28 protein-coding genes are annotated in these 26,867 nt (G+C 58.5%); 8 read left to right on the top strand and 20 right to left on the bottom strand.

The window, feature by feature from the left end; translation table 11 throughout:
• Positions 1–5: 5 nt before the first annotated feature.
• The 3 genes from G560_RS0110650 to ilvD all read right to left on the bottom strand — a co-directional run bounded on the left by G560_RS0110650 (position 6) and on the right by ilvD (position 3,263).
• Complete coding sequence (locus tag G560_RS0110650; RefSeq protein WP_022704295.1) at positions 6–779, bottom strand: DUF6478 family protein; 774 nt, start codon at positions 777–779, stop codon at positions 6–8.
• A gap of 158 nt (positions 780–937) precedes the next feature.
• Positions 938–1,549 (bottom strand): hypothetical protein, encoded by a 612-nt coding sequence (locus G560_RS0110645; protein ID WP_155947230.1) that lies wholly within the window; start codon positions 1,547–1,549, stop codon positions 938–940.
• Complete coding sequence (ilvD, locus tag G560_RS0110640; RefSeq protein ID WP_028913980.1) at positions 1,530–3,263, bottom strand: dihydroxy-acid dehydratase; 1,734 nt, start codon at positions 3,261–3,263, stop codon at positions 1,530–1,532. The genes G560_RS0110645 and ilvD overlap by 20 nt, the downstream gene beginning before the upstream one ends.
• 117 nt (positions 3,264–3,380) lie before the next feature.
• On the opposite strand from ilvD, the gene G560_RS0110635 reads away from it, so the two are divergent.
• Together G560_RS0110635 and G560_RS0110630 are read left to right on the top strand one after the other, a co-directional pair.
• On the top strand, positions 3,381–4,049 hold the full coding sequence (locus tag G560_RS0110635; protein WP_022704292.1) for a hypothetical protein: 669 nt from the start codon (positions 3,381–3,383) through the stop codon (positions 4,047–4,049).
• Positions 4,050–4,052: 3 nt separating this feature from the next.
• Positions 4,053–4,937, top strand: coding sequence for a peptidoglycan DD-metalloendopeptidase family protein (locus G560_RS0110630; protein WP_022704291.1), 885 nt, complete (start codon positions 4,053–4,055; stop codon positions 4,935–4,937).
• Between the two features lie 85 nt (positions 4,938–5,022).
• Here the strand turns inward: G560_RS0110630 and G560_RS0110625 are convergent, their stop codons facing one another.
• Together G560_RS0110625 and G560_RS0110620 are read right to left on the bottom strand one after the other, a co-directional pair.
• Positions 5,023–5,616, bottom strand: coding sequence for a WD40/YVTN/BNR-like repeat-containing protein (locus G560_RS0110625; RefSeq protein WP_028913979.1), 594 nt, complete (start codon positions 5,614–5,616; stop codon positions 5,023–5,025).
• A 103-nt stretch (positions 5,617–5,719) separates the two neighbouring features.
• Positions 5,720–6,376, bottom strand: coding sequence for a TetR/AcrR family transcriptional regulator (locus G560_RS0110620; protein ID WP_022704290.1), 657 nt, complete (start codon positions 6,374–6,376; stop codon positions 5,720–5,722).
• Positions 6,377–6,745: 369 nt separating this feature from the next.
• Here G560_RS0110620 and mbfA point away from each other — a divergent pair, with 369 nt between their 5' ends.
• A complete protein-coding gene (gene mbfA, locus G560_RS0110610) occupies positions 6,746–7,723 on the top strand; it encodes an iron exporter MbfA (protein WP_028913977.1) in 978 nt (325 codons plus the stop codon).
• A 103-nt stretch (positions 7,724–7,826) separates the two neighbouring features.
• Here the strand turns inward: mbfA and G560_RS0110605 are convergent, their stop codons facing one another.
• Positions 7,827–8,648, bottom strand: coding sequence for an LOG family protein (locus G560_RS0110605; RefSeq protein WP_022704287.1), 822 nt, complete (start codon positions 8,646–8,648; stop codon positions 7,827–7,829).
• Positions 8,649–8,733: 85 nt separating this feature from the next.
• Here G560_RS0110605 and dapD point away from each other — a divergent pair, with 85 nt between their 5' ends.
• Positions 8,734–9,558, top strand: coding sequence for a 2,3,4,5-tetrahydropyridine-2,6-dicarboxylate N-succinyltransferase (gene dapD, locus G560_RS0110600; protein WP_022704286.1), 825 nt, complete (start codon positions 8,734–8,736; stop codon positions 9,556–9,558).
• Positions 9,559–9,705: 147 nt separating this feature from the next.
• The gene (locus tag G560_RS20645) at positions 9,706–10,278 is read left to right on the top strand and encodes a thermonuclease family protein (RefSeq protein WP_231575914.1); all 573 of its coding nucleotides are present in this window, start codon (positions 9,706–9,708) and stop codon (positions 10,276–10,278) included.
• An 8-nt stretch (positions 10,279–10,286) separates the two neighbouring features.
• Here G560_RS20645 and G560_RS0110590 read toward each other — a convergent pair whose 3' ends face one another.
• The 12 genes from G560_RS0110590 to panB all read right to left on the bottom strand — a co-directional run bounded on the left by G560_RS0110590 (position 10,287) and on the right by panB (position 23,541).
• Entirely contained in the window at positions 10,287–11,633 is a 1,347-nt protein-coding gene (locus G560_RS0110590; protein WP_022704284.1) for a hypothetical protein, read from the bottom strand.
• 9 nt (positions 11,634–11,642) lie between these two features.
• Positions 11,643–14,492: a DUF2339 domain-containing protein gene (locus G560_RS19040; RefSeq protein WP_022704283.1), complete on the bottom strand. Its 2,850-nt coding sequence runs from the start codon at positions 14,490–14,492 to the stop codon at positions 11,643–11,645.
• Positions 14,493–14,525: 33 nt separating this feature from the next.
• A complete protein-coding gene (locus tag G560_RS19035; RefSeq protein WP_022704282.1) occupies positions 14,526–15,158 on the bottom strand; it encodes a DUF1523 family protein in 633 nt (210 codons plus the stop codon).
• Positions 15,159–15,170: 12 nt separating this feature from the next.
• Positions 15,171–15,437: a hypothetical protein gene (locus G560_RS0110575; protein ID WP_022704281.1), complete on the bottom strand. Its 267-nt coding sequence runs from the start codon at positions 15,435–15,437 to the stop codon at positions 15,171–15,173.
• Positions 15,434–16,807 carry a DUF6638 family protein gene (locus G560_RS0110570; RefSeq protein ID WP_022704280.1) on the bottom strand — a complete coding sequence of 458 codons (1,374 nt, stop codon included), beginning with the start codon at positions 16,805–16,807 and terminating at the stop codon, positions 15,434–15,436. The genes G560_RS0110575 and G560_RS0110570 overlap by 4 nt, the downstream gene beginning before the upstream one ends.
• Positions 16,804–17,130, bottom strand: a complete 327-nt coding sequence (locus G560_RS0110565) for a hypothetical protein (RefSeq protein WP_022704279.1) — start codon at positions 17,128–17,130, stop codon at positions 16,804–16,806. The genes G560_RS0110570 and G560_RS0110565 overlap by 4 nt, the downstream gene beginning before the upstream one ends.
• A 99-nt stretch (positions 17,131–17,229) precedes the next feature.
• Positions 17,230–19,167 carry an AAA family ATPase gene (locus G560_RS0110560; protein WP_022704278.1) on the bottom strand — a complete coding sequence of 646 codons (1,938 nt, stop codon included), beginning with the start codon at positions 19,165–19,167 and terminating at the stop codon, positions 17,230–17,232.
• Positions 19,168–19,182: 15 nt separating this feature from the next.
• Complete coding sequence (locus tag G560_RS0110555) at positions 19,183–20,298, bottom strand: hypothetical protein (protein WP_028913975.1); 1,116 nt, start codon at positions 20,296–20,298, stop codon at positions 19,183–19,185.
• 5 nt (positions 20,299–20,303) lie between these two features.
• On the bottom strand, positions 20,304–20,546 hold the full coding sequence (locus tag G560_RS0110550; RefSeq protein WP_022704276.1) for a hypothetical protein: 243 nt from the start codon (positions 20,544–20,546) through the stop codon (positions 20,304–20,306).
• A gap of 1 nt (position 20,547) precedes the next feature.
• Entirely contained in the window at positions 20,548–21,621 is a 1,074-nt protein-coding gene (locus tag G560_RS0110545) for a coiled-coil domain-containing protein (protein ID WP_028913974.1), read from the bottom strand.
• Positions 21,622–21,862: 241 nt separating this feature from the next.
• Positions 21,863–22,705 carry a pantoate--beta-alanine ligase gene (panC, locus tag G560_RS0110540; protein WP_022704274.1) on the bottom strand — a complete coding sequence of 281 codons (843 nt, stop codon included), beginning with the start codon at positions 22,703–22,705 and terminating at the stop codon, positions 21,863–21,865.
• A complete protein-coding gene (gene panB, locus G560_RS0110535; RefSeq protein ID WP_022704273.1) occupies positions 22,702–23,541 on the bottom strand; it encodes a 3-methyl-2-oxobutanoate hydroxymethyltransferase in 840 nt (279 codons plus the stop codon). The genes panC and panB overlap by 4 nt, the downstream gene beginning before the upstream one ends.
• A gap of 166 nt (positions 23,542–23,707) precedes the next feature.
• Here panB and G560_RS0110530 point away from each other — a divergent pair, with 166 nt between their 5' ends.
• From G560_RS0110530 to G560_RS20315, 3 genes are read left to right on the top strand one after another with little or no spacing between them, the layout of a single operon-like run.
• Positions 23,708–24,064 (top strand): cupin domain-containing protein, encoded by a 357-nt coding sequence (locus tag G560_RS0110530; RefSeq protein WP_022704272.1) that lies wholly within the window; start codon positions 23,708–23,710, stop codon positions 24,062–24,064.
• A 19-nt stretch (positions 24,065–24,083) separates the two neighbouring features.
• Positions 24,084–24,287 (top strand): hypothetical protein, encoded by a 204-nt coding sequence (locus tag G560_RS20320; protein ID WP_155947227.1) that lies wholly within the window; start codon positions 24,084–24,086, stop codon positions 24,285–24,287.
• 9 nt (positions 24,288–24,296) lie between these two features.
• Positions 24,297–24,629: a YbjN domain-containing protein gene (locus G560_RS20315; protein WP_081647642.1), complete on the top strand. Its 333-nt coding sequence runs from the start codon at positions 24,297–24,299 to the stop codon at positions 24,627–24,629.
• A gap of 13 nt (positions 24,630–24,642) precedes the next feature.
• Here G560_RS20315 and G560_RS19025 read toward each other — a convergent pair whose 3' ends face one another.
• Together G560_RS19025 and G560_RS0110515 are read right to left on the bottom strand one after the other, a co-directional pair.
• The gene (locus G560_RS19025; protein WP_231575913.1) at positions 24,643–25,446 is read right to left on the bottom strand and encodes a L,D-transpeptidase; all 804 of its coding nucleotides are present in this window, start codon (positions 25,444–25,446) and stop codon (positions 24,643–24,645) included.
• Between the two features lie 162 nt (positions 25,447–25,608).
• Positions 25,609–26,847, bottom strand: a complete 1,239-nt coding sequence (locus G560_RS0110515; protein WP_022704270.1) for an aminopeptidase P family protein — start codon at positions 26,845–26,847, stop codon at positions 25,609–25,611.
• Between the last annotated feature and the right edge of the window lie 20 nt (positions 26,848–26,867).

Here is a 26,867-nt window from a genome sequence, read left to right as displayed (position 1 = left end):
TTGCATCACAGTTCCGCCCTTGGTCTGCGAGAAAAGGTCACATCTCGCAGGGTGATCTGGTTCATTTCCGGCCCTTCAAAGATCAGATCAACCCAAATCCGTTCAACCCGCTTTTCATTCAGCTTGGTATAGGCAAGGTCAAATTCCACCTTCACCTCTTCCTCGTTCAAGGGCATTTCACGCACCACTTGCTCGACGTTGGGGCCGTGCTTGATGTTCAGCCGCGCAAAAATCTCCAGCGGTTTTTCCATCTCTACAATGGCGTCCAGACGGATCAGGTGGCTCAGTTTCAAATCTTCAACTGCCTCGGGTGGCAATTCCAGCACCAAGGACAGGAACGACCCGTCAAAGCGAAACACGTCCATGCGCACGCCAAAAGGCGCCAAATCGGATTCGCGGGTGTTGCGAACCTGACGAACGGTCAATTCGCTGCGACGGCAATCATGAAACACGGTCGTCCCGTCACAGATCATCGCTTTGTTCAAAACCGACGAAAACCCCGGCACCGGAATAGGGCCTTTCCACATCATCGGCCGCCATGCCCAATCGGTGCCAGGCTGTTTGCGGATCGCGTTCGATCCGATCACAGGCAGCGCCAATTGATGTTCAGCCAAATGGATCACACGGTCCAGGTTGCGCCGCAAGGCCAGCGCCTGCCCGCGGTAGCGCCGCAAGCTGTCAAGATCGAGCCCGCCTGCAAAATCGGCAAGCCTGCGCCAGCGCCGCAGAACACTGCGGTGCATCAACTTGTCAATCAGATGGTCGCGTTGTTTTGCCATGCCCTGCCCGTATCTTGCCCCGCACCCGCCCGTGGCGCCTAAGTTCCGAGTCGATTGTTGACCATATGGAAACGATTCTCTTATTTACGCAAAAGCGTTAAGACTCCACCCTCTCCTGCAGCAACGGAAAAAAAATTAACTGTTACGCTGGAAAAGGGTCACGCCCTGTTCGCCCCCTGAATTGCATCGACAAAGTGCGTGATCAGGCGCTTTCCATCCCGCACGGGGACAGTCTGTCCTTGGCGCGGACGCACTGTCAGCGTCACCAACTGCCCATCCATCTGCATCAGCGCCCGCCACGACTCGATCGCTTTCCCTTCTGCAATGCGGGTCAGCTGCAAGATCACTGCGCCTTTGTAATCGGCAACATCATGCACGCTTATATCATCCTTGCGCCCTGCCCCACGCAGCGCGATCAGGCCCTCTTCGGTTCTGAAATAGGGTCCCAGAATTTCGCTTTTGATCGTTAGACCTGCCGCGCTGTTTTCGCCCCCGACGGTTGCCGCCAAAATAGCGCCGGCGTCACCGCTGCACGGCGCCAAGGCAACAAATTCTGCGCCAGCCAGACGTTGCTGTGTGGCCTGTAGCGGGCAAAACCCTGCCGGCCCCGCCAGCTTTAACCCTCCTACCCGCAGGGTTTCGCGCAAATCGCTTTGCGCGCCGTTGCTGGACTGTGACACCCCTGCGGTGGCATCGGGCAAAACGCAGCCCGATGCCAACACAGAGACGACGACAGGAAATATCAGAGCTTTACTGATCCATGTAGACATGGCGTTCGGCCTGTGCGCCGGGGTGGGTGACCGCGCCAAGCCGTGCGCCGCCCACAAGCTGCGCATATTTCCAAAGCGCACCGCTGTCATATTCGGTTTGGCGCGGGCCTTTCCAATTGGCTTTGCGGGTCGCAAGCTCTGCGTCGGTCAGTGCAACCGAGAGTTCGCCCGTGATCGCGTTCAGTGTAATCATGTCACCGTTTTGCAGCAAAGCAATCGGGCCGCCATGCGCCGCCTCTGGGCCCACATGCCCCACGCAGAACCCACGGGTCGCACCCGAAAAACGGCCATCGGTGATCAGTGCGACTTTCTTGCCCATGCCTTGGCCAGACAGCGCCGCCGTGGTCGACAGCATTTCGCGCATACCCGGGCCGCCTGCGGGGCCTTCGTTGCGGATGACGATCACTTCGCCTTCTTTATAGCCACGGGCCTTGACCGCCTCGAACGCGTCTTCTTCGCATTCAAACACGCGGGCGGGGCCGGTAAAGACCTGCTCGGCCACGCTCATCCCCGCCACTTTGACAATCGCGCCTTCGGGGGCAAGGTTGCCACTTAGGCCCACAACGCCGCCAGTTTTGGTGATCGGGGTCGCAACAGCGTGGATCACGCGGCCATCAGCCTCGCCCTGAATACGGTCCAACTCTTCGCCCATGGAACGGCCCGAGGCGGTCATGCAATCTTCGTGCATCAGGCCCGCTTTGCGCAGTTCCTTCATCACGACAGGCACGCCACCGGCCTCGTACAGATCTTTGGACACAAACTGGCCACCTGGCTTCAGGTCAACAAAATACGGCGTGTCGCGGAAAATTTCGGCCACGTCGAACAGGTCGAACTTGATCCCAGCCTCATGCGCGATGGCGGGCAGGTGCAGGGCGGCGTTGGTGGAACCACCTGTACAGGCCACAATCCGCGCGGCGTTTTGCAAGGATTTCAGCGTCACGATATCGCGGGCACGGATGTTCTTTTCAATCAGGTTCATCACGGCGACGCCCGAAGCCTCACCATACATGTCGCGGCTCTCATATGGTGCTGGCGCACCAGAGGAGTTCATCAGCGCCAAACCGATTGCTTCAGACACACAGGCCATTGTGTTGGCGGTGAACTGGCCACCGCAGGCCCCTGCCGATGGGCAAGCGATACGTTCCAGAATTTCCAGCTCTGCGTCCGACATGTTGCCGGCTTGGTGCTGGCCCACGGCCTCGAACACGTCTTGCACGGTTACATCTTTGCCGTTCAACCGGCCCGGTAGGATCGACCCGCCATAGATAAACACGGACGGCGTGTTCAACCGAACCATCGCCATCATCATACCGGGCAGGGATTTGTCGCAACCTGCAAGGCCCACAATCGCGTCATAGCAATGGCCGCGCATGGTCAGTTCCACGGTGTCGGCAATCGCATCACGGCTGGCAAGAGACGAGCGCATGCCTTCGTGGCCCATCGCAATACCATCGGTCACGGTGATGGTGGTAAATTCGCGCGGGGTGCCGCCGCCCTTTTTCACGCCGCCTTTAACAGCCTGCGCCTGACGGTTCAGCGAGATGTTGCAAGGTGCCGCTTCGTTCCAGCAGGTCGCCACGCCAACCCATGGCTGGTGAATCTCTTCCTCGGAAATGCCCATCGAATAGAAGTACGACCGATGCGGCGCGCGCGATGGCCCCTCGGTGACATGGCGCGAAGGAAGTTTGGATTTATCAAAACGACTGTTGGTCATGGCTGATCCTTTGGCAAAACGCTTGGGCAAAGAGATAAAGCGGCCGTGCCCAAGGGGCAAGACGTGATTGCAAGGTCGGGGGCCAGCACTTAGGGTTTGCGGGCAGAAAGGGGCGCTATGCGGGCTGTGACATCGTTGGATTTGCTGGAACGGCTGGGAAAGACGCGGTTGTCGCGGCATTTCTTCGCACGTGACTTTTTCTATTCCGAAATCGGCAGCTTTCACGCGATTCCGAACCTGCCCGTTGACGTGGATTTGTTTTTGGCGTCGGGGCGGGCGTTTTGTACCGCGCTGCTGGACCCGTTGGTCGAAACCTTTGGCCCTGTGGCGGTGCGGTCGGCGTATCGCAGCCCTGCGGTCAATAAGTTCGGCAATGACCATGACCTGAAATGCGCACGCAACGCGGCCAATTATGCAGGCCATATTTGGGATATGCGTGATGGTGCGGGGCGAATGGGGGCGTGTGTTTCTATCGTGGTGCCGTGGTTTGCGGATCAGTATAATGCGGGGCGTGATTGGCGCGATCTGGCCTACTGGGTGCATGACCATTTACCGTATCACGAGATGTGGTTTTTCCCCACCAATGCTGCGTTTAACCTGACATGGCGCGAAGCGCCTGCGCGGGTGATTTCATCCTATGTTGCCCCGCGCGGTAAACTGCTTGCAGCGGGGGCGGAACCAGAGGAGGATTTGGCCAAGCGCAGTGCCCGCTATGCCGATTTTCCGGCCTTTCGGGGCATCGCCTATCCTGCAATTCCCGCCAAATGGGCCGCTTCAAAGGACTGAACCATGACCGACTACCCCGCTATCGCTGCAACCCTGACGGACCAACCAGACCTCTATGCCGCGCTGTATCTTGCCGCAGGCAAGGGGCCGCTGGACCTGCCTGCCTTGCTTGCAGCCTGTGATGCGGACGTGGCGGCGCGACTGGCTTCGGTTGATCAAGGTTTGCTGCGGGCGATCTTGCGGGTCGGCGCAGGGCAAGAGGCGGTTGCGGGGGCGGGCGATATTCTGACGCATCTGCATGCCGCCACCCCTGCCCCGCTGTTTTTGCCGGAAATCGGCGCAGGTCCCAGCATCGCCTTGCCAACCGCAGGCCAGCGCGCGGGTATGCCCGCGTTTTCGGACCGCGCCTTTGATGCGTGGTTTGCGTCGCAAGCGGTGCCGTATGGCATGGGACTTTATGGCGAAAACCGCACAGTTTACGCGACTGACCAATTCGCCGATCGCGCCAGCCATGAACGCCGCACGGTGCATCTGGGGATAGATGTATTCGCCCCCGCAGGCACGCCCGTTTATGCGCCTTTTGCGGCCAAGGTGCGGCATGTGACCTATAACGCTGACCCGCTGGATTACGGCAATACGTTGATTTTGGAACATGCGGGGCCGGTGCCGTTTTACACTTTGCTTGGCCATTTGGGTGGCAGCTTGCCCCAGCTTTTGCAGGTGGGTGACAGCGTTGATGCAGGCCAACTGATTGCGCATCTGGGGGATTGGCACGAAAACGGCGGTTGGGCGCCGCATCTTCATTTTCAGATCATGACTTCGATGCTGGAACAAACCGGCGGCAATTTCTTTGGCGTGGGTCATGCAGGGCTGTGGAATGTTTGGTCACAGATCTGCCCCGACCCGAACCTGATTATACGGCTGGACCCCGCGCGGTTTGTGGTGTGAGCCTGAATCCCAATTGATTAGCGTTGCACCCGTTGCAAAGGACAGGTTTTAGGTATTTGGGCCAAGATGAAATGGCAACAACCCGCTAATCCATCACCTCGACACACAAAACTGTTGGCAAATGCCAAGCGATTTCATCCCATGTTTTGCCTGCATCCTCGGTGGCAAAAACGCCCGCCGCCGAAATACCCACCCACATTTTGGCGGGATCAGCACGGTCGGCAACAATCGGGTGCAAGGTCAGCCCCGCGCCACCCGGTTGCCAACTGTCGCCCGAGGGGTGATCGCTTAGCCCTTGGACCCGCGCCCACGTGTCGCCACGGTCATGCCTGGCAAACAAGGCCGCCGGTTTGGCCCCTGCAAACAGCGTGCCGCCCACAAGGCACAAGGACCACAGCGCATCTATCTGCCCCTTGAACGGCGCATCAGGGACGGGGCCGTCGCCAACATAGGCCGCCATTTCCGGGTCGTTCGCCAACATCTCGTCAAACTTGCCATTGGCCAGCAAGGCCAGCGCCCAGTTTTCCCCGTTGTCATCCGACCGCCACACCCCTGCCCCCCGGAAAATCGCCACCACCAGCGGCCCAAAGCGTGCCCGTCGCCGGATCGCCAACACTATGATTAATCGGCCAACCGTCACAAAACGGCCCTGCGATCTACCACGTGGTACGACCAGCATTTTGGCGCAGCAAAAACGCACCCTTTGTGGTGGCAACGAGAAGCTTGGGGGTCATGGTTATCCTCCGTTAGACGGCAGAGTATCCTATTTCACCCAAGCAGCGCTAACAATTTTCAGGGCAATAGCGGGCCAAAAACATCGCCACGGCCCCGTTGATAACACGATCTTTTTCGGCTTGTGTCGGTTTGGCGGCTATCCCGAGCAGCATTTTGGTGAACATATCTGCACGACACATTTCAGCAAAAAAGTCGGCCGCGAGCAGCTTGTCTTCAATCTTGATCGCGCCTCTCTCCTCGGCCTCGATCAAGTACCTGACCATTCGGTAACGCCCTTGCAACGGGCCTGTTTCATAAAACTGGCGGCCAAGTTCGGGGAAGCGTTCGCTCTCGGCCACTACAAGGCGGTACATTCGCACATAGAAATCAGAGGTGTAGACGTCGACCAGCGTTACTGCGGCAATCCGCAAGGCATCTTTAAGTTTGACTTGCGGCGAGATTTTGCTTTCGGCGCCTTGCAGCTGTAGGTTGCATTCGACCCGTATCACCTCAAGAAACATCAGGCGTTTATCGGGGAAATAACTGTAAAGCGTGGCTTTGGAGACGCCAGCCTTGCGGGCAATGTCATCGACGCTTGCACCGTCAAAGCCTTGGGTCAAAAACACCTCACGCGCGCCGGCCAGCACGTCGTCATATTTGCGACCCTTGCGGGCGGCCTGCGGTGCCGTGTCCATCTGGTTGCCCTCCAAAGCGAAGACAATCATAGCCCAGACCGTTCGGGGCAAGCAACCGCTGCGTTATTGGCCCGCGCAGGTGGTTGTTGCTGTTTGAGTGGGATCGTTGCAGCCTTGGCTTGTTGGGGCGGCGGTTTCCGTTGGCCACGTCAGGCGCGGCAAGTCAATGCTTTGCGCAAAGGTAGGGGTGGCAAGAAGACCAAGGATCAAGGCAATGTGGTGGATTTTCATTTCGGACTCCATATATAAACTGAACCGTTCAGTTCAGATATATTTGCGTCGATTCGCACGGCAATTCAAGAATAAACTAAACAGTTTAGTTTATTTCTTTTTGCACGATGGGATTGCACTCTTCCCAAGGCAGGTCTAAATTAGAACTATTCTAAAATGGAGCATCACATGATCCCCGGTTTTTCCAATCGCCGCCGCTTTTCCGATCTGACCGAGCAAGAGATTTTGGCGCTCGCCATTTCATCCGAGGAAGATGATGCGCGCATCTATCGCAGTTATGCGGAACGGTTGCGCGCCGATTTCCCCGCTTCTGCCGCGGTGTTTGATGGCATGGCCGAGGAAGAAGACGGCCACCGCCAGCGCCTGATTGATTTGCATGTGGTGCGGTTCGGCAAGGTTATCCCCTTGATCCGGCGTGAACATGTGGCAGGGTTTTACGCCCGCCGACCTGTGTGGTTGACCGAGAATTTGGGGATCGAGAAAATTCGTGGTGAAGCGGCGACGATGGAAAAGGACGCGCATGATTTTTATCTGCGCGCTGCGGCCAAAACCACCGACGCGGCTACCCGCAAATTGTTGGGCGATCTGGCTGCTGCCGAGGCCGCGCATGAAACCCGCGCCGAAGGGTTGGAGGCCGAGCATTTGGGCGATGATGCCCGCAATGAGGAAGACCGCACCGCGCACCGCCAGTTTGTGCTGACATGGGTGCAGCCGGGGTTAGCGGGATTGATGGATGGGTCTGTGTCCACCCTTGCGCCGATTTTTGCCGTGGCCTTTGCCACGCAAAACACCCACACGACCTTGCTGGTGGGTTTGGCGGCCGCGATCGGCGCGGGGATCTCTATGGGCTTTACCGAGGCGGCATCGGATGACGGGCAATTGTCGGGGCGCGGGTCGCCTTGGAAGCGCGGGATTGCGGCGGGGGTGATGACCACGTTGGGCGGCCTTGGCCACGCCCTGCCCTATCTGATCCCTGATTTCTGGACCGCGACAGCGATTGCGATTGCAGTGGTGTTTGTGGAATTGTGGGCGATTGTCTGGATCCAGAACCGCTATATGGAAACGCCGTTTTTGCGGGCGACATTTCAGGTGGTTCTGGGTGGCGGGCTGGTTTTGGCCGCGGGCATGTTAATCGGCGCTGGTTAGGGGGCACGGCAGGCGCCAACCCCGTCTACCATTGACCTGAACCACCGGCAGAGCGGGGGCCAGCCCCCGCACCCCCGGGATATTTGGACCGAAAAGAAAGCGATCAGTCGGTTTTTGGCCAGCCGTCGATAACGGCAATCGCCTCTTCTGCGGTTTCAACGAAATGGATCAGATCAAGGTCTTCGGCGGCGATGGTGCCTGCGTCGGCCAGTGCTTCCCAGTTGATGATCTTTTCCCAGAACGCACGGCCAAACAGCAGGAACGGCACACGTTTCATGCGGCCTGTCTGAATTAACGTCAGGCTTTCAAACATCTCATCCAGTGTGCCGAACCCGCCCGGAAAAACACAGATCGCGGCGGCGCGCATCAGAAAGTGCATTTTGCGGATCGCGAAATAGTGGAAGTTGAAGCACAGATCAGGCGTGACATATTCGTTCGGGGCCTGTTCATGTGGGAGCACGATGTTCAGGCCGATGCTTTGGCCGCCCGCCTCATGCGCCCCACGATTGCCGGCCTCCATGACACCGGGGCCGCCGCCTGTGACGATCACGTTTTCACGGCCATAGGTGGCCATCGACCGTTCGGTCATGATGAAAGCGAATTTCTGCGCCTCGGCGTAATAGACGCTGAGATCGGCGAGGGTTTTGGTGCGGGCCGTGTCTTTTTTTGCAGGCTCGGGGATGCGGGCGCCACCGAACAGGACAATCGTGCTTTCGATTCCGCGTTCATCCATCACCAGCTGAGGTTTAAGCAGTTCCAGTTGCAGGCGGACGGGGCGCAATTCCTCGCGGCACATGAAATCATTGTCATTAAAGGCAAGGCGGTAGGCGGGCGCGCGGGTTTGCGGGGTATCGGGAATATCACGGGCGGCGCGGACGTCTTGCTGGCTGTCGCGAAACGGGTGTTTGCGGGCGTCGTCTTTCATCGGAATTCCTTGGTCTGCAATTGCGTGACTTCCCCTCAACGTCTATAGGCTTGGGGCAAGCGTGACCACCGGAAAGGAATACACCATGAGCAATGCCGCCCTTGAGACAGCTATTGAGACCGCATGGGAGGCCCGTGACAGCATCACGACCGCCACCAAAGGCGAGGCCCGCGATGCGATTGAAGCGACCCTGACCGCGCTGGACAGCGGGTCCTTGCGGGTTGCGGAAAAGCGGGGGGCGGATTGGCATGTCAATCAGTGGGCCAAAAAGGCCGTGCTGCTGTCGTTCCGGCTGACGGATATGTATGAGATTTCTGGGTCCAATGGCGGCACGAATTGGTGGGACAAGGTACCGTCCAAGTTTCAAGGCTGGAGTGAGGCCGATTGGCGCGAGGCGGGCTTTCGGGCCGTGCCGGGGTCGATTGTACGGCGGTCGGCCTATATCGCCAAGGGCGTGGTTTTGATGCCGTCCTTCGTGAATATCGGCGCCTATGTGGATGAAGGGTCGATGGTCGATGGTTGGGCCACGGTGGGGTCTTGTGCCCAGATTGGCAAGAATGTGCATCTTTCGGGCGGCGTGGGGATTGGCGGCGTTTTAGAACCGATGCAGGCGGGGCCGACGATTATCGAGGATAACTGCTTTATCGGCGCGCGGTCCGAGGTGGTTGAGGGCTGTATCATCCGCGAAGGTTCGGTTTTGGGGATGGGTGTTTTCATCGGCCAATCCACCAAAATTGTGGACCGTGAAACCGGAGCCGTGATGTATGGCGAGGTGCCTGCGGGGTCGGTTGTGGTGGCGGGGTCGATGCCATCCAAGAATGGAATCAACCTGTATTGCGCGGTGATTGTGAAAAAAGTAGACGCGAAAACGCGGTCCAAAACCTCGATCAACGAGCTGCTGCGGGATTAAGATTAGGGTGTCCGCGTGCGAGAATGACCGCGCGCGGACATTTTTATAAACCGTTGATTTTGCTTGGTTTTCGGGTTTTTGTTAACTGAATTTTAATGCGTACACAGGGTGTTACGGACGGGTGCTGGTTTTGGGTGAGGTTTGATCTTGGAGATTGTTTTCCTTGTTGTCGTCGGGATTGGCATTGTCATTTTTCTGCTGCTGTACGGCAGCAAAGGTGACGAGAAGGCCCAGCGCCAAAAGCGTGCAAACCGGTTTGAGCCCTTTGACGCAAAAACAGCGCAACCGCTGCCCGAACAGACCGTCATTTTCGGCGCACCCTATGTGGTGGATGGCGACAGCCTTGTTATCAAGAAAACACAAATCCGGCTGTTTGGCGTCGATGCGCCGGAAATGAACCACCCTTACGGCATTCGGGCGAAACAGAAACTTTGGGCCTTGTGTAAAAACCACAGCCTGCGCGCCGAAGTTGTGGCGATTGATGCGCATGGCCGAACGGTTGCCAAGGTTTATTTGCCTGACGGGCGCGACCTTTCGGCGGAAATGGTCAAGGCAGGATTGGCGATTGACTGGGCCAAGTTTTCGGGCGGGATTTACCGCGATTTGGAAGTGCCGGATGCCCGCCGCAAGATGTGGCTGGCCGATGCCCGCCAAAAGGGGCACATGCATGTTTGGGCGGAGTTTGACGCCAAGCAAAATGCGGTGCGCACGGGGGAATAAGCAGCCTGTTACCCGTCACCAAGGTTTCGATACGGCATTATCATCGGCGGTGATTGGGGGTAGCTGGCGCCGTGTTCAAGCGCGGCAAGCGCTGTGACCCAATCGGGTTTTGCTGGATAATCGCTATGCACATTGTCCAGCGCCGCGCGGATTTGGGCGATCATCGCATCGGGGCGGTTGCCCTTTTCCCAGTCAATGCAGGCATAGGCGAACAACAATTCAATATCATTCATGAAAAACCCAACCGAACCGCGCAGGGTCTTGCGCTGTTTTTCCATCGCATCGGGCGTGGATTTCGCCAAGTGTTCCGGCAATGGCACGGCATGAAACCTGCGCATGGGTTCAGTGCAGGCCCAATGTGACAAAATCGCGTCCAGCCGCACATCCAACACCTTGGCCGATTGGGTGAGTTTGAAATTCCACCCGCCAAAGGCATCATAAAGCGCATCGGCCTGCAACGCATCGTCATGGATCAGGTGAATATAGTTCAAGCGGAAATGCGTGGCCGCGATTTGGTCGGGGGTGGTTGTGCCTTGCCATGCCAGTAGCGCGCCAGACTGGACACGGACCTCGCAGGACAGAAAGTTAATATTGGCGTTGTGTTCGATCACAAAGAACAGGCGATAGCCGGTAGGCGCAGGGGCCAGAGCGGTGGTCGCAAAGACAAACCTGCGGTAGTGGCGTTTGTGTTCCATCCCCAGATAGACAAGATCGGTGCGCGCCTGCACCCGTTCGGGCAGGGTGAACAGGGGCAGATCTGCCAAGGCGGCGATTTGGGCCATTTCTTTGGCATGGGCGGCCAGCAGGGTTTCGGGCGTGGTTTTTGGGTCGCTGAAAAACCGCAGGATCAGCCGCAGGTCCAGCGTTTCGGCATCCAAGGCGCTGTATCCGTTTTTCAGCCAGGCCCAGGTTTGCAACTGCATCAGCGCAGCGCGGGGGCGTTTTTTCAAGGTATCGCAACGGTCGGCCACAGCGCGGATTTGAGGGCCAGACCCACCGGCCAGCATTGCGTCAAAGGTAGGCGGCATGTCGGGGCCAAGGCCAAAACTGTCCAGCGCGTCGACCGTCAGGGCCAGCCAGTCATAGACAAGGTCGGGCCTGCTGGCCGTTTCGGCAACCTGCATCACCTGTGCTGCCAGTGGCAACAATGCGGGACTTGGCCGAGGCGGGGCAGTGAAATAGCCCAGTTCCTGCAATTCGGCCTGAAGGCGGCCCGTGGTTTCCGAGGTGTCGAACCATGACTGAAGCGCGTATAAGTCACCGATCCAAGCGCATTTTTCAGCGCGGCTTTGATCTGTGGTCAAGATGAGGCGGGCGGTTTCCTCGATCAGGTCTTCGATTTCATGCTGTGACATGGGGGGTCTTTACGCTTTGGGTGGAGGGGGGTCCTGTTCCCCGCCCCGTTCCCCACCCCGTTCCCACTGCGCGGTCATTTTGCGGTTGAGCCAAGCAAGGCCGACCAGCGACAGGCCGAGGCCCATGAAGGACATCACGCGGATCAGGCCGGAGAGGCCGGACATATCGACCAAGAAGACCTTGGCCACGGTCAGGGCCACGCCAGCCATGGCCACCTTGCGCAAGATATCCGAGCGGCGGGAGAAGGCGAACATCAGCAAGCCGACCGAGGCGATAAGCATGGCAAGGGTGTAGGTGTAAAGTTCAGGGTCGGAAAAACCGGACACGGCAAGGTTGGTGCCACGCCAGAGCCGCCGGATTTCCATGCCGATGTAGAGGGTGGCAAAGAAGGTTGAGGCGAGGATGAAGCCGATTTGCACCTTGCGGCCGAAATGCCTGATCTTCCATGCGGCCACGGCAAACACGGCGGCCAGCGGCAGGAAGGCGAGGGCGAGGCTGTCGAAAACGGGTGGGCCGACCACACGCTCGCTGTAGGTCAGGAGCGGGTTGGACATCGTCATCAGCAAGCCAAGGGTGCCGAGCGCGGTGAGGCCATAGGCGGCGGCGACCAGCGTGCGGACGATGGTCATGAACTTGCCGCCCGCTTGCATGCGGTAGATTTGGTTCAGAGCCAGCGCGATCCAGATGGTTGACATCAGGCCCAGCACCCAATGGCTTGCCGCGTCCTCACGCGGGGCCATGCGCAGCAGGGTCACGGCAAGGAACACGCCAAGGATGGTCCAGCAGGCGCTTTCCAGCACCAGCGCGGTTTTGGTGCGGCGGTCGCGGGACAGCCACCATGCAGCAGCCAGCAGGCCAAGGGTGGCGAGGAAGGCGAAGGCAAGTTCGAAATACCCGATGCCATAGGTGTTGTTGGCGTAATCCCAGCCCAGCGCCCAGTCGAACCCCGGCCAGACGACAAGGCGGAAGGTGATGATGGCAACGGCGATTTGGATGAAATAGGTGAGCGGCGGTAGCGCGTGGCGGCGATCCAGGGCTGCGGTGCCAAGGACCATGACCGCCAGCGCAACGGTCAGCGCCGATTTGGTCAGGATCAGGAACACGGCGAGGGTGATCAGCGTCAGCGCGCCCACGGCAAACAGGCCGGTGCGCAGGGGGGTGTCATCGTCGGTTGCCTTGGCGGTCAGGGTGGCGAGGGCTGTCATGAGGGCTGCCATGACGATGGCGACCAGTGCCCAAGGATAGGGGCCAAGCACCGTACCAGGGGCCCATAGGAATTCGAGGATAAGCAAGGTGGCGGGGGCGAAAACGGTGGCGGAAAAGGCCCAGAAGGTCGGGGCGATTTTGGGGCCATCCTCACGCAGCGCCCATTGCATGCGGGCGAACATCAAGATGGTGCCCAGCGCGCCCAAGGCTGACAGCACCCAGACCGTGGCGGGGATCGGGGTTTCGATGGGCGTTGCCTCGCCCACGGGAACGGGGATGCTGGCATCCCAAAAGGCGTTGGCCAGTGGGCCGAAGCGCGTGGCCTCGAGTGCTATGGTGATCAGCAGGGCTGCGCCGGGGATCAGGGCGTGGTCGTATAATGCGGGGGCGTCGCGGGTCCAAAGCGTGGTGGCGAGCAGGAGGATGGTAAGAGCGTAGAGGCCGAGCCAGACGGTATCACCGGTGTTGGCATTCAGCGCCACGGCCATTGCGGCAAGGGTGGCCACGATTGTCATGGCGAAGGTCAGGCGGGTGGGGAATTCGGGCAGGCGTTTGCCGCGGGTGAGGGCTGCGTCAAGAAAGGCCGCGCCGGATTGGCGGGGGAACAGGCCGCGTTCGGGGATGGCAAAGGCGGCAAAGGTGGTGATCAGCACGCCGCCAAGAAAATGCAGATCGGCGCCTTTGACAAACCACAGCAGGGTAGAGCCTGCCAGCGTGGCGATCAGGCCAAGCGCCGAAATCCATGCCCAGCGTTTAACCGTGTCGATGCCAAGGGCGACCACGGCGACCATCGCGAGGTAGTAATGCACCATCCAGGAATTATCGGAATTGCTGCCGGTGATGAACGGGGCAAGGGACGCGCCAAGAATGCCGACGGCGGCAAGGACGGGGCCGTAAAACCAGCCCAAGACCAGCGCGATGGTGGACACAAGGCCAAGGCCCAAGAACGTGGTCATCGGGCCGATCAGCCCATAAAGCGAACGCGCCCCAAAGACCGCGACATAGAGCACAACGATGCCCGCGCCTGACAGGATTGAGGGTAAAAACTCGGTGGCGCCTGCCCCGTCTTGGGACCCGTCATCGCTTGTTTTGCGGCGAATAAACTCGCCTCCGGCAATAAGTGCTGCGCCAAATGTCAGCGCCCCCATAACGCGCCAGAACGGGGTCAGAAGCCCGTTTTCGATGCCGTATTGGACCATGAAAACGCCCGCCAGCGCCAGAGATGCGGCAGCAATGGCCAGCACCCAGTTATCACGCAACCAGCCTGTGAGGTTGTCGATCAGGTCGGGTTTGAACACAAAAGCTGTGGGCGTTTGACTGTCGTCAGCAGCGAGGCTGAAGGCGGTTTTGGCGGGTGGCTCGACTGGATTTGTAGGGGCTGCGGGCCATGGGTTGGGTTCAGAGACTTGCGCATCGGGTAAAGTTGCGGCGGCTTTCGCTGTTGTTTTTGGCACCGTTCTGGGCGCGGCTTCTGGTTCGCCCCCCTGTTTTGCCAATCGGGTCAGATCGCTTTGCAACCGGCGTACAAGCGCGTCGAGGTCACGGACTTTGGATTTCAGGCCAAGATGCGAGAAAAAGAGGTAGGGGACGAGGACCACGATCAACAAAAACGCAATGATCGCCAGACCAGCCATCAAGAAAAATTCGTCCATACCATGCCCCACCTTATACCACGCCGCCCAATGCTAACGCGGCTGGCCCCGTCGGGCAATCACCCTTAACCGATTAGCGGCGCGGTCGTCAATCTCATCAATCGTGTCGCCGATGCTGTCCAGCGCGGGGTCGATGGTGCGTTCACGAAACTGCGCCCACATGCGCCACAAAAGGCCAAGCACCCCCGCCAGAACGACAAAGAAAATCAGATTGAACCATGGAAAAAATGACACGTCCGGCCCAGCGACGGGACGCATGCTGATAGCGTTCGGGAAAATTGTGAAAAATTCATTCCGCCATCCATAATGCGTGACCCCCACCCAGTTGGGGTTTTCCGCGCTGGAAATCAGACTTTGCGCCTGCGCTTGCAAATTGGACCCGTCCAGCTTGAAATATGGCGGCCAACCCCAGCCGGTGTCTTCGTTGCGGTAAACCATAGGCTTGCCGTTGACACGGATGGTCTGGATGAAAAACACATCGCGGTTCTTATCCACCGCCGTGCCCACATCAGGGCTGGCCCAAAAGAACGAGTTTTCGCCGAAATCAATGCGGCGGTTTTCGGTGCCTACCACGCGCACGATGTCATGCTGCGGCAGCGTGTAGTGAAAGAACGAAAACAGCAGCACAGCGATGATCGTGAAAAAGGTCCATTTTACAATGCGCATTGGCGTTCCCTCTCAGGCGAAATTCAACAGATACACGGCTGCTATCACGGCCAGCGTCGGGATAACATAGACCAGCCAGATCAGTTTCTTGCGCAGACCTTTTTCATAGACGGCCATGCCTGCCGTGATGAAATCTTCGCGGTCGCCGGGTCCCTGTGCCGCATCCCATTCCTTTTCCAATTCCTCGCGCTGGGTGGACCGCGAATAGATGCTGACCAGAAAATACATAATGGTCAGGCCAATGAACCCAAAGACAGCAAGGCGGATCATACCAATCATCGGCGGGCCTTTCGGACAGAGCCCCAAGGACCGACAAGGTCGGTCATGGAGCGCGCGGGTTTCGGCGCAGGTCTTGGGTCGGGGCGTTCCACCGCGTCCATGCCCGGCTCGGGGCCAAACAGGGCGGCGCGGGCACCTGCCTTATCCACTTGATACTCGCGTTCCAGAAAATCGGCAACATAACCGCGTTTGCGGTCGGACCAGCGGGCATAGTTTGTATAGAACAATTCCTTATGCGTGATGAACATCTGGCGCACATCCAAGGGGGCAAGTTGGGCCAAAAGCATGTTCACCAAATCGCGATCGGCATGGGGCCGCGCGCGCAAGGTATAGAAATAGGCAGGGTGTTCGGATGTGATACGCGGCCAGTCGCCGCCGCCTTCGACCCAAGCAAGCAGACGGGCAAGGCCACGGAATTCTTCGGGCAGGTCAGCGCCCAGACGCTGGGCGATTTTGCGCAGGTCGTTGCGGGTGGCGTTGCCTAAATCTAGGTTCAGCGCATCGGCGGCATCGACCAGAATGAAATCCATTTTCTGGCGCAGCACGGCGGCGCAATCCATGCCGCGCGCCTTGACGATAGGTTCGACCAGCCCGTTTTTTTCCAGCCAATCGGCGATTTGATTGCGGTTGGTGATGTCCATCACCTGCCCGATTGGCACATCACCCAGCGATTCCTTGGGCAGCACGGAAATCACTGCAGGCACTTTGTTATCGCGAAACACATACAGCCCGCCGAAATGCGCGGTCCAGAAATTTGCCTGTTCAAACGCCATTTTCGGCAAAGCAATCGGCACGCGGGTTACATCGCCTGTGCGTTTGGCCAGCCCGATCATTTCGGCAATCAGCACATCATCGCGCCAGCCATTCGGCTGGGTGCGGAAACGGTCAATCATTTGGCCCAGTTTAGCCGCATCGGCAACATGGCCACCAATCGTATCCGCCTCAATCGTGATGCGGCGAATATCCAGCAAGCGGGCGGGGTTGGACACCTCATAAACGCTATTGGCAAGTTCCCCCGCCACGGCATCGCGGGCCGTCAGGGCGAACAATTGCGCCTCATTCGCGTCGATAAACTGCCGCAGAACGCCACGCGAGGTGGAGAAGGTGACGTTGAGCAAAGGTGCGGTTTTCTGCGCCGTGGTCAGCAGGATAAACTGACGGTTGCAGCCATTGGGGTTGAGGTAACGATCATCACCCAACTCATCCCCGATTTCGGGAGAATAGCCGGAGATATCGATGTGAAAATCGGTAAGCTTGGTTTGCTTACCGCACAGATGGTCCAACGCGCGGTTATAGCGTTCGATCAGGGCGGGCGAAGACACCTCGACCAAGTTCCCGAACATCAGACCTTTTTCTATGAGGCGCTTCATGATGGATCCCTCGGGGTGGTGGCTTTGACAATTTTGGCGCGGCGGGTGAAGGCGTAAAGATACCACGGAAGCCAGAATATGGCGGAAAATCCGGCAAGGGCCGTGGCCTCCCACGCGCGGGGTTTCAGGTCGGTGAGATGGTCGGGGTTTAGCAAGAAAAGCACAATAATCGCCGTGATGGCACAGATGAGGATGCCCATGATGCGGGCATGTGCGGGGCCTTTGTCAAACAGCATGGCGGGGCGGGTGACGAAGGGGACCACGAGGAAGGTGATGAAGGCGAAGGCGGCGAGGGTTAGGGTGGTGAGGATTAGAATCTCCATGACTCTCTCCCCAAACCCCAAACGCTTTCTTTTCGGCCCAAATATCCTCGGGGGGTCCGGGGGGCAGACAGCCCCTCGGCGCTTGCCAAAGTGACCATCCTACCCCTTCCCCTCCAAGTACCGCCGCTTGGCCTCTTCCTGTCGCCCGAAATCGCGGACCATGTTCGAAATCGCCACCTCATCCGACTTATCGGCATAGCGGAATTCTGAATCGGCGTAGCGGTTGATTTCCTGCACCACCATATCGACGGTAATCTTTTGGGTCATGCCACGGATCATCGCTAGTTTCTCATCATAGCCTTTGAACAGGAACAGGTCCGGCTGTTCCATCCACGCATCCGGCAATTCAAAATCCATCGCGCGGACCTTGACGGCGTCGGTGATGTTTTTGATCGCGCGGCCGGTAAAGCGGGGGTCGGCCTCTTGGATGGCTTTCAGGTAGGCGCCCAGCTTGGCGATGGTATCCAAGCGACCGATATCACGCCCGACCTGATCCCAGACGCGCAGCAACCCGTCTTCATGCGGGCGGGCGTGACCTTCAAAGCTGGCGGCGACGGCGCGTTTCATTTCTTGGGCGGCGAACAGGTCATGCTGGCCCACGGGGATGTCGTGGTTTTTGCCCATCAGCAGGGCAAGGATGTCGATGTAATCATCGCGGGTTTGCGGGCCGTCGACGAGGAAGCGGGCACCAGCCCGTTGGCGCAGGGCATCATCGACGTTTTCAGGATAATTCGAAAACATCCCAAAGGTACAGTTACCGCGCACGACCGTATTGGCACCGGCAAAGGCCTCCATGAACACGGCTGTCACCTCTTGCTGACCCGCGCTCGATTGCTTGTCGCCGCGTTTGCCTGCGATTTGGTCGATGTCATCAATGGTGCCAAAACCGATCACGGCGGGGTCCAAAACATTGGTGATAAAGGCCTTGGCGTTTTGGCCGGATTTGCCTTGATAGCTGTCGATTTGGTCGATGGAAAAATTCTGATAGCGGAAGGGGTAACCCGCCGCCTTGCAGTAATCATTCAGCAATCCCGCCATCATCTGGATCAGCGTGGTTTTACCCGTACCCGGCGCGCCATCACCCATGAAGGTGAAAATAAACCCGCCCATTTCGGCAAAGGGGTTCAGTTTGCGGTCAAAATCATAGGCCATCAGCATTTTCGCCAGCCGCAAGGATTGGTATTTGGCGATGTGGTTGCCGACCACCTCGTTCGGTTTTTTGAACGTCATCGTCAGGGCGGTGCCACGGGCGGCCAGCGCGGGTTTGAACCCTGCGATGGTCAGCTTGTCCGCCTCCACCCGCCAACTGGCTGCGGTAAATCCGGCAATACGCGGGGCATCCTGACCGCGCAGGGCGACCTTTGCCATCAGCTGTTCGGCATAGGCCAACACGGTAGCAACCAGCGAAGCGTCATCACTGGCATGGGCGGCGATGGCCTGATCCAATTCCCACAGCGCGCCATGCAGCGCGAGGGGGGCGTTGTCGGTAAGCACCTCAACCACGGGGTCAATCTCGGCTGTGCGTTCGCTTGCTTGGGATGCCAGCAAAAAGGCAGTGGCGTTGCCGAAGGTATAGAGGACGGCCAAGGCCTCAGCCGCCAGAAGTTCGGTAAATTCGGGCTTTCGGTCAACGGGCAAGCGCCCTTCGAGGTTGGCTTTTTTCAACTCCACAAGTGGCGTCTGGCGGGCATATTCCTGCCCCACGGCCAAGGCGATAGACAGCGCGCGGCGCAACCCTTGGGCCACCGTGGCCTGAATGGGCGAGGTGAGGGGATCATCATCATCCTTTTCGGCGATCCGGTCCAGCAGGCGCACCCCTGTCGCTTGCGCGGTGCTGCGCGTCACCAAACCGGGCGTGGTGGACCGGAACCTGCGCGTCATCGAGGCCACCCCTGGCGAGGCTTCGGGTGCTATCACTGAAAAGCGCGCCGTTCCAATGCGGGGGGTATGGTCAACCCCCATCAGCATTTCGGTCGCCGCAAGGTAATGCGACGTGATATCGTCTTCGCGCAATTCCATCGTGTCACGGGTGGTCATAACAAATCCTTAATTTTAACGCTGCGGAATGACGCGGCCACCCGCGCCCACCACAAATTTACGAACATCGGCAAAGCCTGCGGGGCGCTTTTCGGCCAAGGCCTGAAACGGGCGTTCGGGCATAATCAGCATCCGGTCCATGCTGGTGGCGCCAATATCGGCCAGCGTCTTGCCCGCAAAAGGGCTAGAGGCGAAAATCTGGCGCTCGGACGAGGAAAACCAGCCAGTTTTCACGGTTTCTTCGCGCTCGGCCAGCAAATCCTCGACTGTCCAGACCAGCGCCCAATCCTGCCCCGGCTCGGGCTTGGCATCGGCCAAAACATCCGAAATCGGTCCCGATTGCAGGGTGAAGCTGCTGGAATACATCGGGCCAAGGTGGATGCGGCGCAGGCGTTTGGGGTGAAGATCGTCGAAATCTGTATCAAACCCCTTGGCGATTGTGACCAGTTTCAGCCCGTCAAAACTTTGCGCCATCAGATGCGCCTGCACCTGCGGCCAGCGCCTGTCATCGCGGGGCAATGGGGTTTTGCCGCTGTCCTCAAGGTTCATCAGATAGATCACGGGCAGGTTGGTTTGGGTGTCATAAACAGCCCAATGCACCAGCCAGGATCGCCGATCCTTGGTTTCGCCCAGCCATTGCACATCGGCATCATTGCGCGCCCAAAATTGCAAGCCCGATCGCAGGCTTTCATAATACAGGCGCTGTGACATGGTGAATTGCAGGCGGGTGGGAATGGCCAGTTCACCGACGATTTGCCGGATCATCGCATCCTTGATCTCGGATTCAGATGGCAATTGCGCGAGGTGTTTTTCGGCCTGCTGCGCGTCATTTGCCATGACCAGCAGTTCCTGCGCGATGGGGAAACCGGATTCGTGGCGATCAAAGGTCAGCTTGCCCGGTAACGGCCCATCAATCCGGCCTGTCATCAGGTATTTATAGCCCAAAGATTGGAACGTCAGGTTCAGCCGCTGTATATAAGCTCCGATCACCCGCGCATCGAGCTTGGTCAACGCGCCTTCGCCCTCCAATTCAGCAGCGACACGGCCCAGATGGCCGGTGATTTTGTCAAACTTGTCGAAATAGCGCCGGACGATGGCGGTATCGTAAAGCTCTGCGTGATCGTCGGTCAGCGTGTTCACGGCTCATCTTTCCTGTTGCGGCGAATATAGACACCGATGGCGCTGATGGCGACAAACACCACCAGAAACCCGACTTGGCCCATATTGGGGGGCACGGCAAAACCATCCGTGACCGCCCCAAGGTACAAAGCGCCCAAGCAGGCCATGACCACGGCCCAAACCGACCAGCGGTCGCCTTCGCCAAAGAACATGATGTAAAACACGTTCAGCGCGCGCAATGTCGCCCGCCACAGCCGCATCTCAGCCGCCGTATTGGTTTTTGTCGTGCTTTTCGACAATGCTGGCAAATCGGCGGGCAAAGCGTTCATCGGCCTTGGCCTTTTGCTCCAATATCTTGCGGGCAAAGACCATGTGATCCTCGTGCGCCTCCATCATATCGGCCATGCGGTTGTTGGTGGCGGTGCCGATGGCAGCCATCGCGGCCTGCGCTTCTTGGTCGGTTTTCACACCGATTTCATTGATGCGGTGGGCCACATCCTGCTGTTGCGCGGTTTTCAAGGATGACGTCAGGGCGTCATACAAAACCACCCGCTGCTTGGTATCGGTTTGCAGCTTGTTGATCAGGACCATTTGGGTGGCGGCTTGGTTTTGCAAGCTGTCCATCCAGGTTTTGCCCTTTTCGATATAGCGTTCAAGGGTTTGCGACTTGGCCAGATCGACCTGTTCTTGCTGCACAAGCGCGTTGTAGCGGGTGTTCAACCCCGCCAATTCGCTTTCCAGCTTGGTACGCTTGGCAGCATCTTGTTCAACGCTGATTTTGTTTTCCAGCTCGATGATCTTGGGGTCCATGCCCGAGATTTCAGCGCGCACACCCTCAAGGCTGCCCACGGTCGCTTCGCGTTCATCCAAGGTTGCGGTCAGATTGGTTTCCACACTGGTTTTCTGCGTGTTCAGCATGTCCAGCTGGCCCTGAAGCAGTTTGACGATGATGTCGGATTTGCCAATCAAATCCTGCAACTTGTCGTCAATCGACGCGCTGCGCATCCGTTCCTGGCGCAAGGATTCGGCTTTGGCGTTGGAAAAAATGCCGATGAAACTTTCCATGCCCGTCTTATTGCGCATCTCATCAAAATCGCGCGAAAATCCGGCGGTCACATCATCCAAGCCCATAATCAGGTCTGCGATATTGGCGTTCATCAGATCGGTATGCTGATGCACATCATCCAGCGTGGCATTTTCCACGTCGATCGCGGCCTCGCCTGCCTCAATTTTGGCGCGGGCCACTTCGATCCGGCTGGTAATTTCGGAAATCTTGGTCTGGGCCTTAGCCACCTGATCCTGACTTTCGCGGATCTTGCTGTCGAAATCTGCCATGCTGGCCTCCGATGTAAATACACATAACATATGGGGAGCACTTAGGATCATTCCATCCCTCACTCCGGAAAAATATCTCCGCAGGGCGCTCCCCCCCCGTCGATTGCAGGTAAATTGCGACACAGGCGCGAGAAATGCAATTTCTAACTGCCCAACACGCCTGATTTCATCTTTGCAAAAAATACTCCGGGGGGTGAATGGCCCCAAAGGGCCAGAGGGGGGCAGCGCCCCCCTGCCACCCTCACACTGCTATATTGTCGATCATCCGCACGCCATCTATCCGCGCCGCCGCCAACATCCGCGCAGGTGCGTCCAGCGTGGACACACGCTCCAGCATCGCGGCTGATCGCAGCTCGATATATTCCACCTCTTCAAACCCCGCCACCAAAAGCTCGGCCCGCGCGGCTTTCATCGCCTTGGAAACAACCATCCCGCCCCGAATGGCCGCCGCCGCCGCTTGCATCGCGGCATAAAGCGCCGGCGCTTTGGCCCGCCCGTCTGCCGTCAGCCGCACATTGCGCGATGACATGGCCAACCCGTCCGCCTCGCGGATCGTCTCGCACCCGACAACCGTGACGGCCAAATTCAGATCGGCGGCCATGCGGCGCACAACCTGCAACTGCTGCCAGTCCTTTTGCCCGAAATAGCCGCGGTCGGCTTGGGTAATCCCGAATAATTTTGCCACGACGGTTGCCACCCCGTCAAAATGGCCGGGGCGGTGCGCGCCCTCTAACGGGCCGGACACACCTTTGACCGAAACTTTGGTCGCAAACCCGTCGGGGTACATTTCGGTCGGGGGCGGCACAAAGACCACATCCACACCCAAAGGCGCCAGCAATGCAGTATCGGCCATTTCGGTGCGGGGGTATTTCGCCAGATCCTCAAGGTTGTTAAACTGCTTGGGGTTCACAAAAATCGTGACAATCACCCGTTGGCATTCCACTTGCGCGGCCCGCACAAGGCTGAGATGCCCGTCATGCAGCGCGCCCATGGTTGGGACCACACCCACCACATCGCCAGCCTTTTTCCAGCTTGCCACCTGCGCGCGCAACTCTGCGATGTCGCGCAAAACCAGCGGCGTCACGCTTTGCCACCTTTGGGCGGCAGTTCGTCGGGGAACGTGTGTTCGGGGGCCGGAAAGCTGCGGGCGCGCACCTCAGATGCGTAATCTGCAATGGCGTCCGATGCCGCCTGCCCCAGCGTGGCATAGCGTTTCACAAATTTGGGGCGGAAATCGGTGAACAGGCCCAGCATATCATCAATCACCAAAATCTGCCCATCACAGCCGACGCCAGCGCCAATCCCGATGGTTGGGATGGTCAGCGCTTGGGTAATCCGGCGCGACAAGCCTTCGGGGGTTTTTTCCAGCACCACCGAAAACGCCCCCGCCGCTTGCACAGCTTCTGCATCCGCCATCACGCGCGCGGCCTCATCCGCGCGTCCCACCACCTTATAGCCGCCCAGCGTGTTCACCGATTGCGGCGTCAGCCCGATATGCGCCATCACGGGAATGCCCCGCGCAGTCAGAAAGGCAATGGTTTCCGCCATATGCTGCCCGCCTTCCAGCTTTACCGCAGGCATTCCGGTTTCCATCATCAAGCGGCTGGCATTACGGAATGCCTGCTGCGGGCTTTCCTCGTAACTGCCAAAGGGCATGTCAATCACCGGCATCGCCTTGGTGATCCCGCGCATCACGGCTTTGCCATGCAGGATCATCATCTCCATCGTCACGCCGATGGTCGAAAGCAACCCGTGCAGTACCATGCCCAAACTGTCGCCCACCAAAACCACATCGCAATGCGGGTCGGCCAGCCGCGCCACAGGCGTGGTATAGGCGGTCAGGCACACCAGCGGCGCGCCCCCTTTGCGGGCCAGAATGTCAACCGGAAGGGTTGGGCGAACGGGGCTCGATGCGCTCATGTCTCTCTTGCTCTCCTTCAAGAGGAATAGTTTGCCCCCTTATATCGCCGCACCCCCCACCGTACCAGCAAGAATGTTGCGCGGCGGTGCGGCATGTCTGCTTTGCGCTTGACCTATGCCCCCGCGCGCGGTGACATCGGGCAAAGTGAACCAAGGATGGACCCCGATGATGCCCCTGCTTTTGCCCCTGCTTTTGCCCCTGTCGCGCGATGCCGTACCCCCCGAAATTGAACGCCCCGATGCGGATAAGCTGTTGGCAGGCGATCCAGTGCATACCACATGGAACCATGAGGATGCAGAGGGGCTTTATTGCGGGATCTGGCAATCCACGCCGGGCAAATGGAAAGTATCTTACAGTGAATGGGAATATATCCGCATGCTGGAAGGGGTATCCGTGCTGACCGATGCACAAGGCGTAGCCACGACATTGCGCAAAGGCGATAGCTGGATCATCCGGCCAGGGTTTGAAGGCACTTGGGAAGTGCTGGAAACCACGGTCAAGGACTATGTGATCCGGTTGTAAGTTGAGGGCAGTGGGATTTATGAGGCTGACCGATCTAAACGCAATTACAGGCGGCTTGGCCGCGCTTTGCCTCGGCGCGGGCGCGGCCCTGTCCGACCCCGCAACCCTGACCGCAGCAGACCCCCAAGCCATTGCTGTTGCCATGCTTAAACTTGGCTATCGCGCCGAATTGACCAAAGACAACACTGGCGACCCGATGATCCGTTCGGGTGCAAGCGGTTAGAAATACGGCATCTATTTCTATGGCTGCGAGGATGGCGCGAATTGCACGTCGATCCAGTTCTATATGGGGATAGAGCTGGACCACACCGTCAGCCTTGAACGGATAAATGATTGGAACCGCGACAAACGCTTTGGCACAGCGGTGTTTGATACCGATGGCTATCCCTATCTCAAGATGGACCTTAACCTTGATTTCGGCGGCATCACAGCCCCCGCGTTTGAGGACAATCTTGACCTGTGGGAACGCCTTGTTGCCGAATTTTCAGACTATGTTACAGCCGACAAAACCGATGCCCCGCAAATGGAAACGGCCCCGAAACCGGGACCACTACAAGAGCTTTGACAGCCGCGCAGCCTTACAGCGGCACGTTGCCCGATGAGTCGACCGCGTCGAAATCGGGCAGCGGATCATTGGCAATTGCCTCATCGCTGTAAATCGTTGCCGGATCGGTGCGGTGCGCCGGAAGTTCGATGCCGCGGTTAAAGTTTTCGGGGTCAACGCGCTGCGATTCTGCCTCGGACCGGACATGCACGCGGGTGCCAATCGGCACCATTTCATACAGCGCGATAATGTCGTGGTTGAACATGCGAATACAGCCCGCCGAACCGGAATTACCGATGGAATCCAGCGCGTTGGTGCCGTGGATGCGGTAATATGTGTCGCGCCCGCCACGGTACAGATACAAGGCGCGCGCGCCCAAGGGGCTGCGCAACCCGCCACGGATACCGCGCGCAAAGGGGCCGTAAACCTCGGGCTCGGTGCGCAGCATGTTTTTTGTGGGCGTCCAACCCGGCCATTTCTTTTTGACCTGAATCGTACCACCGCCCGAAAAGCTGCGGCCTGCGCGGCCTGCACCAATGGGGAAACGCACCGAATTGGCCCCTTCGCGCACGAAATACAGAAATTTAGCATAGGGATCGACATCGACCGTGCCCACAGGCTGTTCGCCCAGATAGGTGCCGGTGATGCGGCGGTTCACGCCTTGCAGATATTCGACCGGCACACCGGGCAAGGTATAGCCACTGTCAAACAACGGGCCGTACCCTTCGATAAACCCTACATTCGGGTTCGGGGCGTTGGGCGGTGTGGCGCAACCTGCAAGCAGGGCAGAACCGGACAGCGACATAAAGGTACGGCGGTTAAGGGATGCTTTGATCACGGGGGCGCTCGCTTGGTTAAAATGACGTATCGCAGAAGCGCCATTAATGCGGCCCAAGGTCAAGAGTTTCAACGATCACAAAAGAGAAAAGCCCCCAAGCGTTGCACTTGGGGGCCAGTTTAAAGCGGTTTTGGCAAGGCTTTGCCGATGGAAGGGCGCGCGTCAGCCCACCACGTTGAAATCGGGGCCATAGGGATAGGCGGTGATGTTTTCATTGCCGTCTTCGGTAATGACCAGAATGTCATGCTCGCGGTAGCCGCCCGCGCCCGGCTTGCCATCGGCCAGCGTCAGCATCGGTTCCATCGAAATCACCATGCCGGGTTCCAATACGGTGTCGATATCCTCGCGCAGCTCCAACCCTGCCTCGCGCCCATAGAAATGCGACAGGATGCCAAAGCTATGCCCATAGCCAAAGGTACGGTATTGCAGCAAGTCACGTTCTGCCAAAAAGTCGTTGATCTGCGCAGTCACGCCCGAACAGGTCGCCCCCGGTTGTAGCAAGGTCATGCCGTATTCATGGGCGGCCACGTTCGCCTCCCAGATTTTCAGGGATGCATCATCGACCGACCCCAAAAACATCGTGCGTTCCAGCGCGGTGTAATAGCCCGAAATCATCGGGAAACAGTTCAGGCTCAGGATATCACCCTGCTGCAAAACGCGGCCCGTCACAGGGTTATGCGCGCCATCGGTGTTCAGCCCCGATTGGAACCAAACCCAAGTATCGCGGTATTCGGCATCGGGGAACCGCTTGGCAATCTCCATCTCCATCGCGTCACGGCCCGCCATCGCCACGTCAATCTCGCGCAGGGTCTTGCCCTTACCCGCGATCAAACAATCACGAATGGCATAGCCGCCCACATCAGCCACATTCGCCCCGTGGCGGATCAAGGCAATCTCGGCCTCCGATTTCATCATCCGCTGCGCCATTGTCGCGGGGGCAATGTCCATCCCACGGGTAGGCTTCAGGAAATGGTTCAGCTTTTCCGATTGCACCAGCGTCAGGTGATCGCCTTCACAGCCAACGGCCTTGCCATTCCCGACAACGCCCGCCACCACGCGCCAAAAGTTGTCGCGCTGCCAGTCGGTATAAGTGATGTTGTCGCCAATGCTGCGCCGCCACGGCTGGCCCGCATCAATCCCTGCGCTGACCGTCACGCATTGGTTGGCCGTCACCACACAGGCATAAGGCCGCCCAAAGGAACAGTACAAAAACCCCGAATAATAGGCGACATTGTGCATCGAGGTCAGGACAATCGCGTCCAACCCGTGCAGTTCCATAATATCGCGCAAACCTTCCAGCCGCGCCTCATATTCGGCATCGGCAAAGGGCAGCGCCCCCTTGGTGCCATTGTGAAAGCGGTAGTTTTCAGGACGGGCCAGCAAAGTTGGGGCAAGCGTCATGGTCAGACCTCATATATCAA

It is taken from the genome of Pseudorhodobacter ferrugineus DSM 5888, from assembly GCF_000420745.1.
In the GTDB taxonomy this organism is placed as follows: domain Bacteria; phylum Pseudomonadota; class Alphaproteobacteria; order Rhodobacterales; family Rhodobacteraceae; genus Pseudorhodobacter; species Pseudorhodobacter ferrugineus.
The sequence above is the reverse complement of the archived record's forward strand: the minus strand, read 5'-3'. Positions and strand labels throughout refer to the sequence as shown.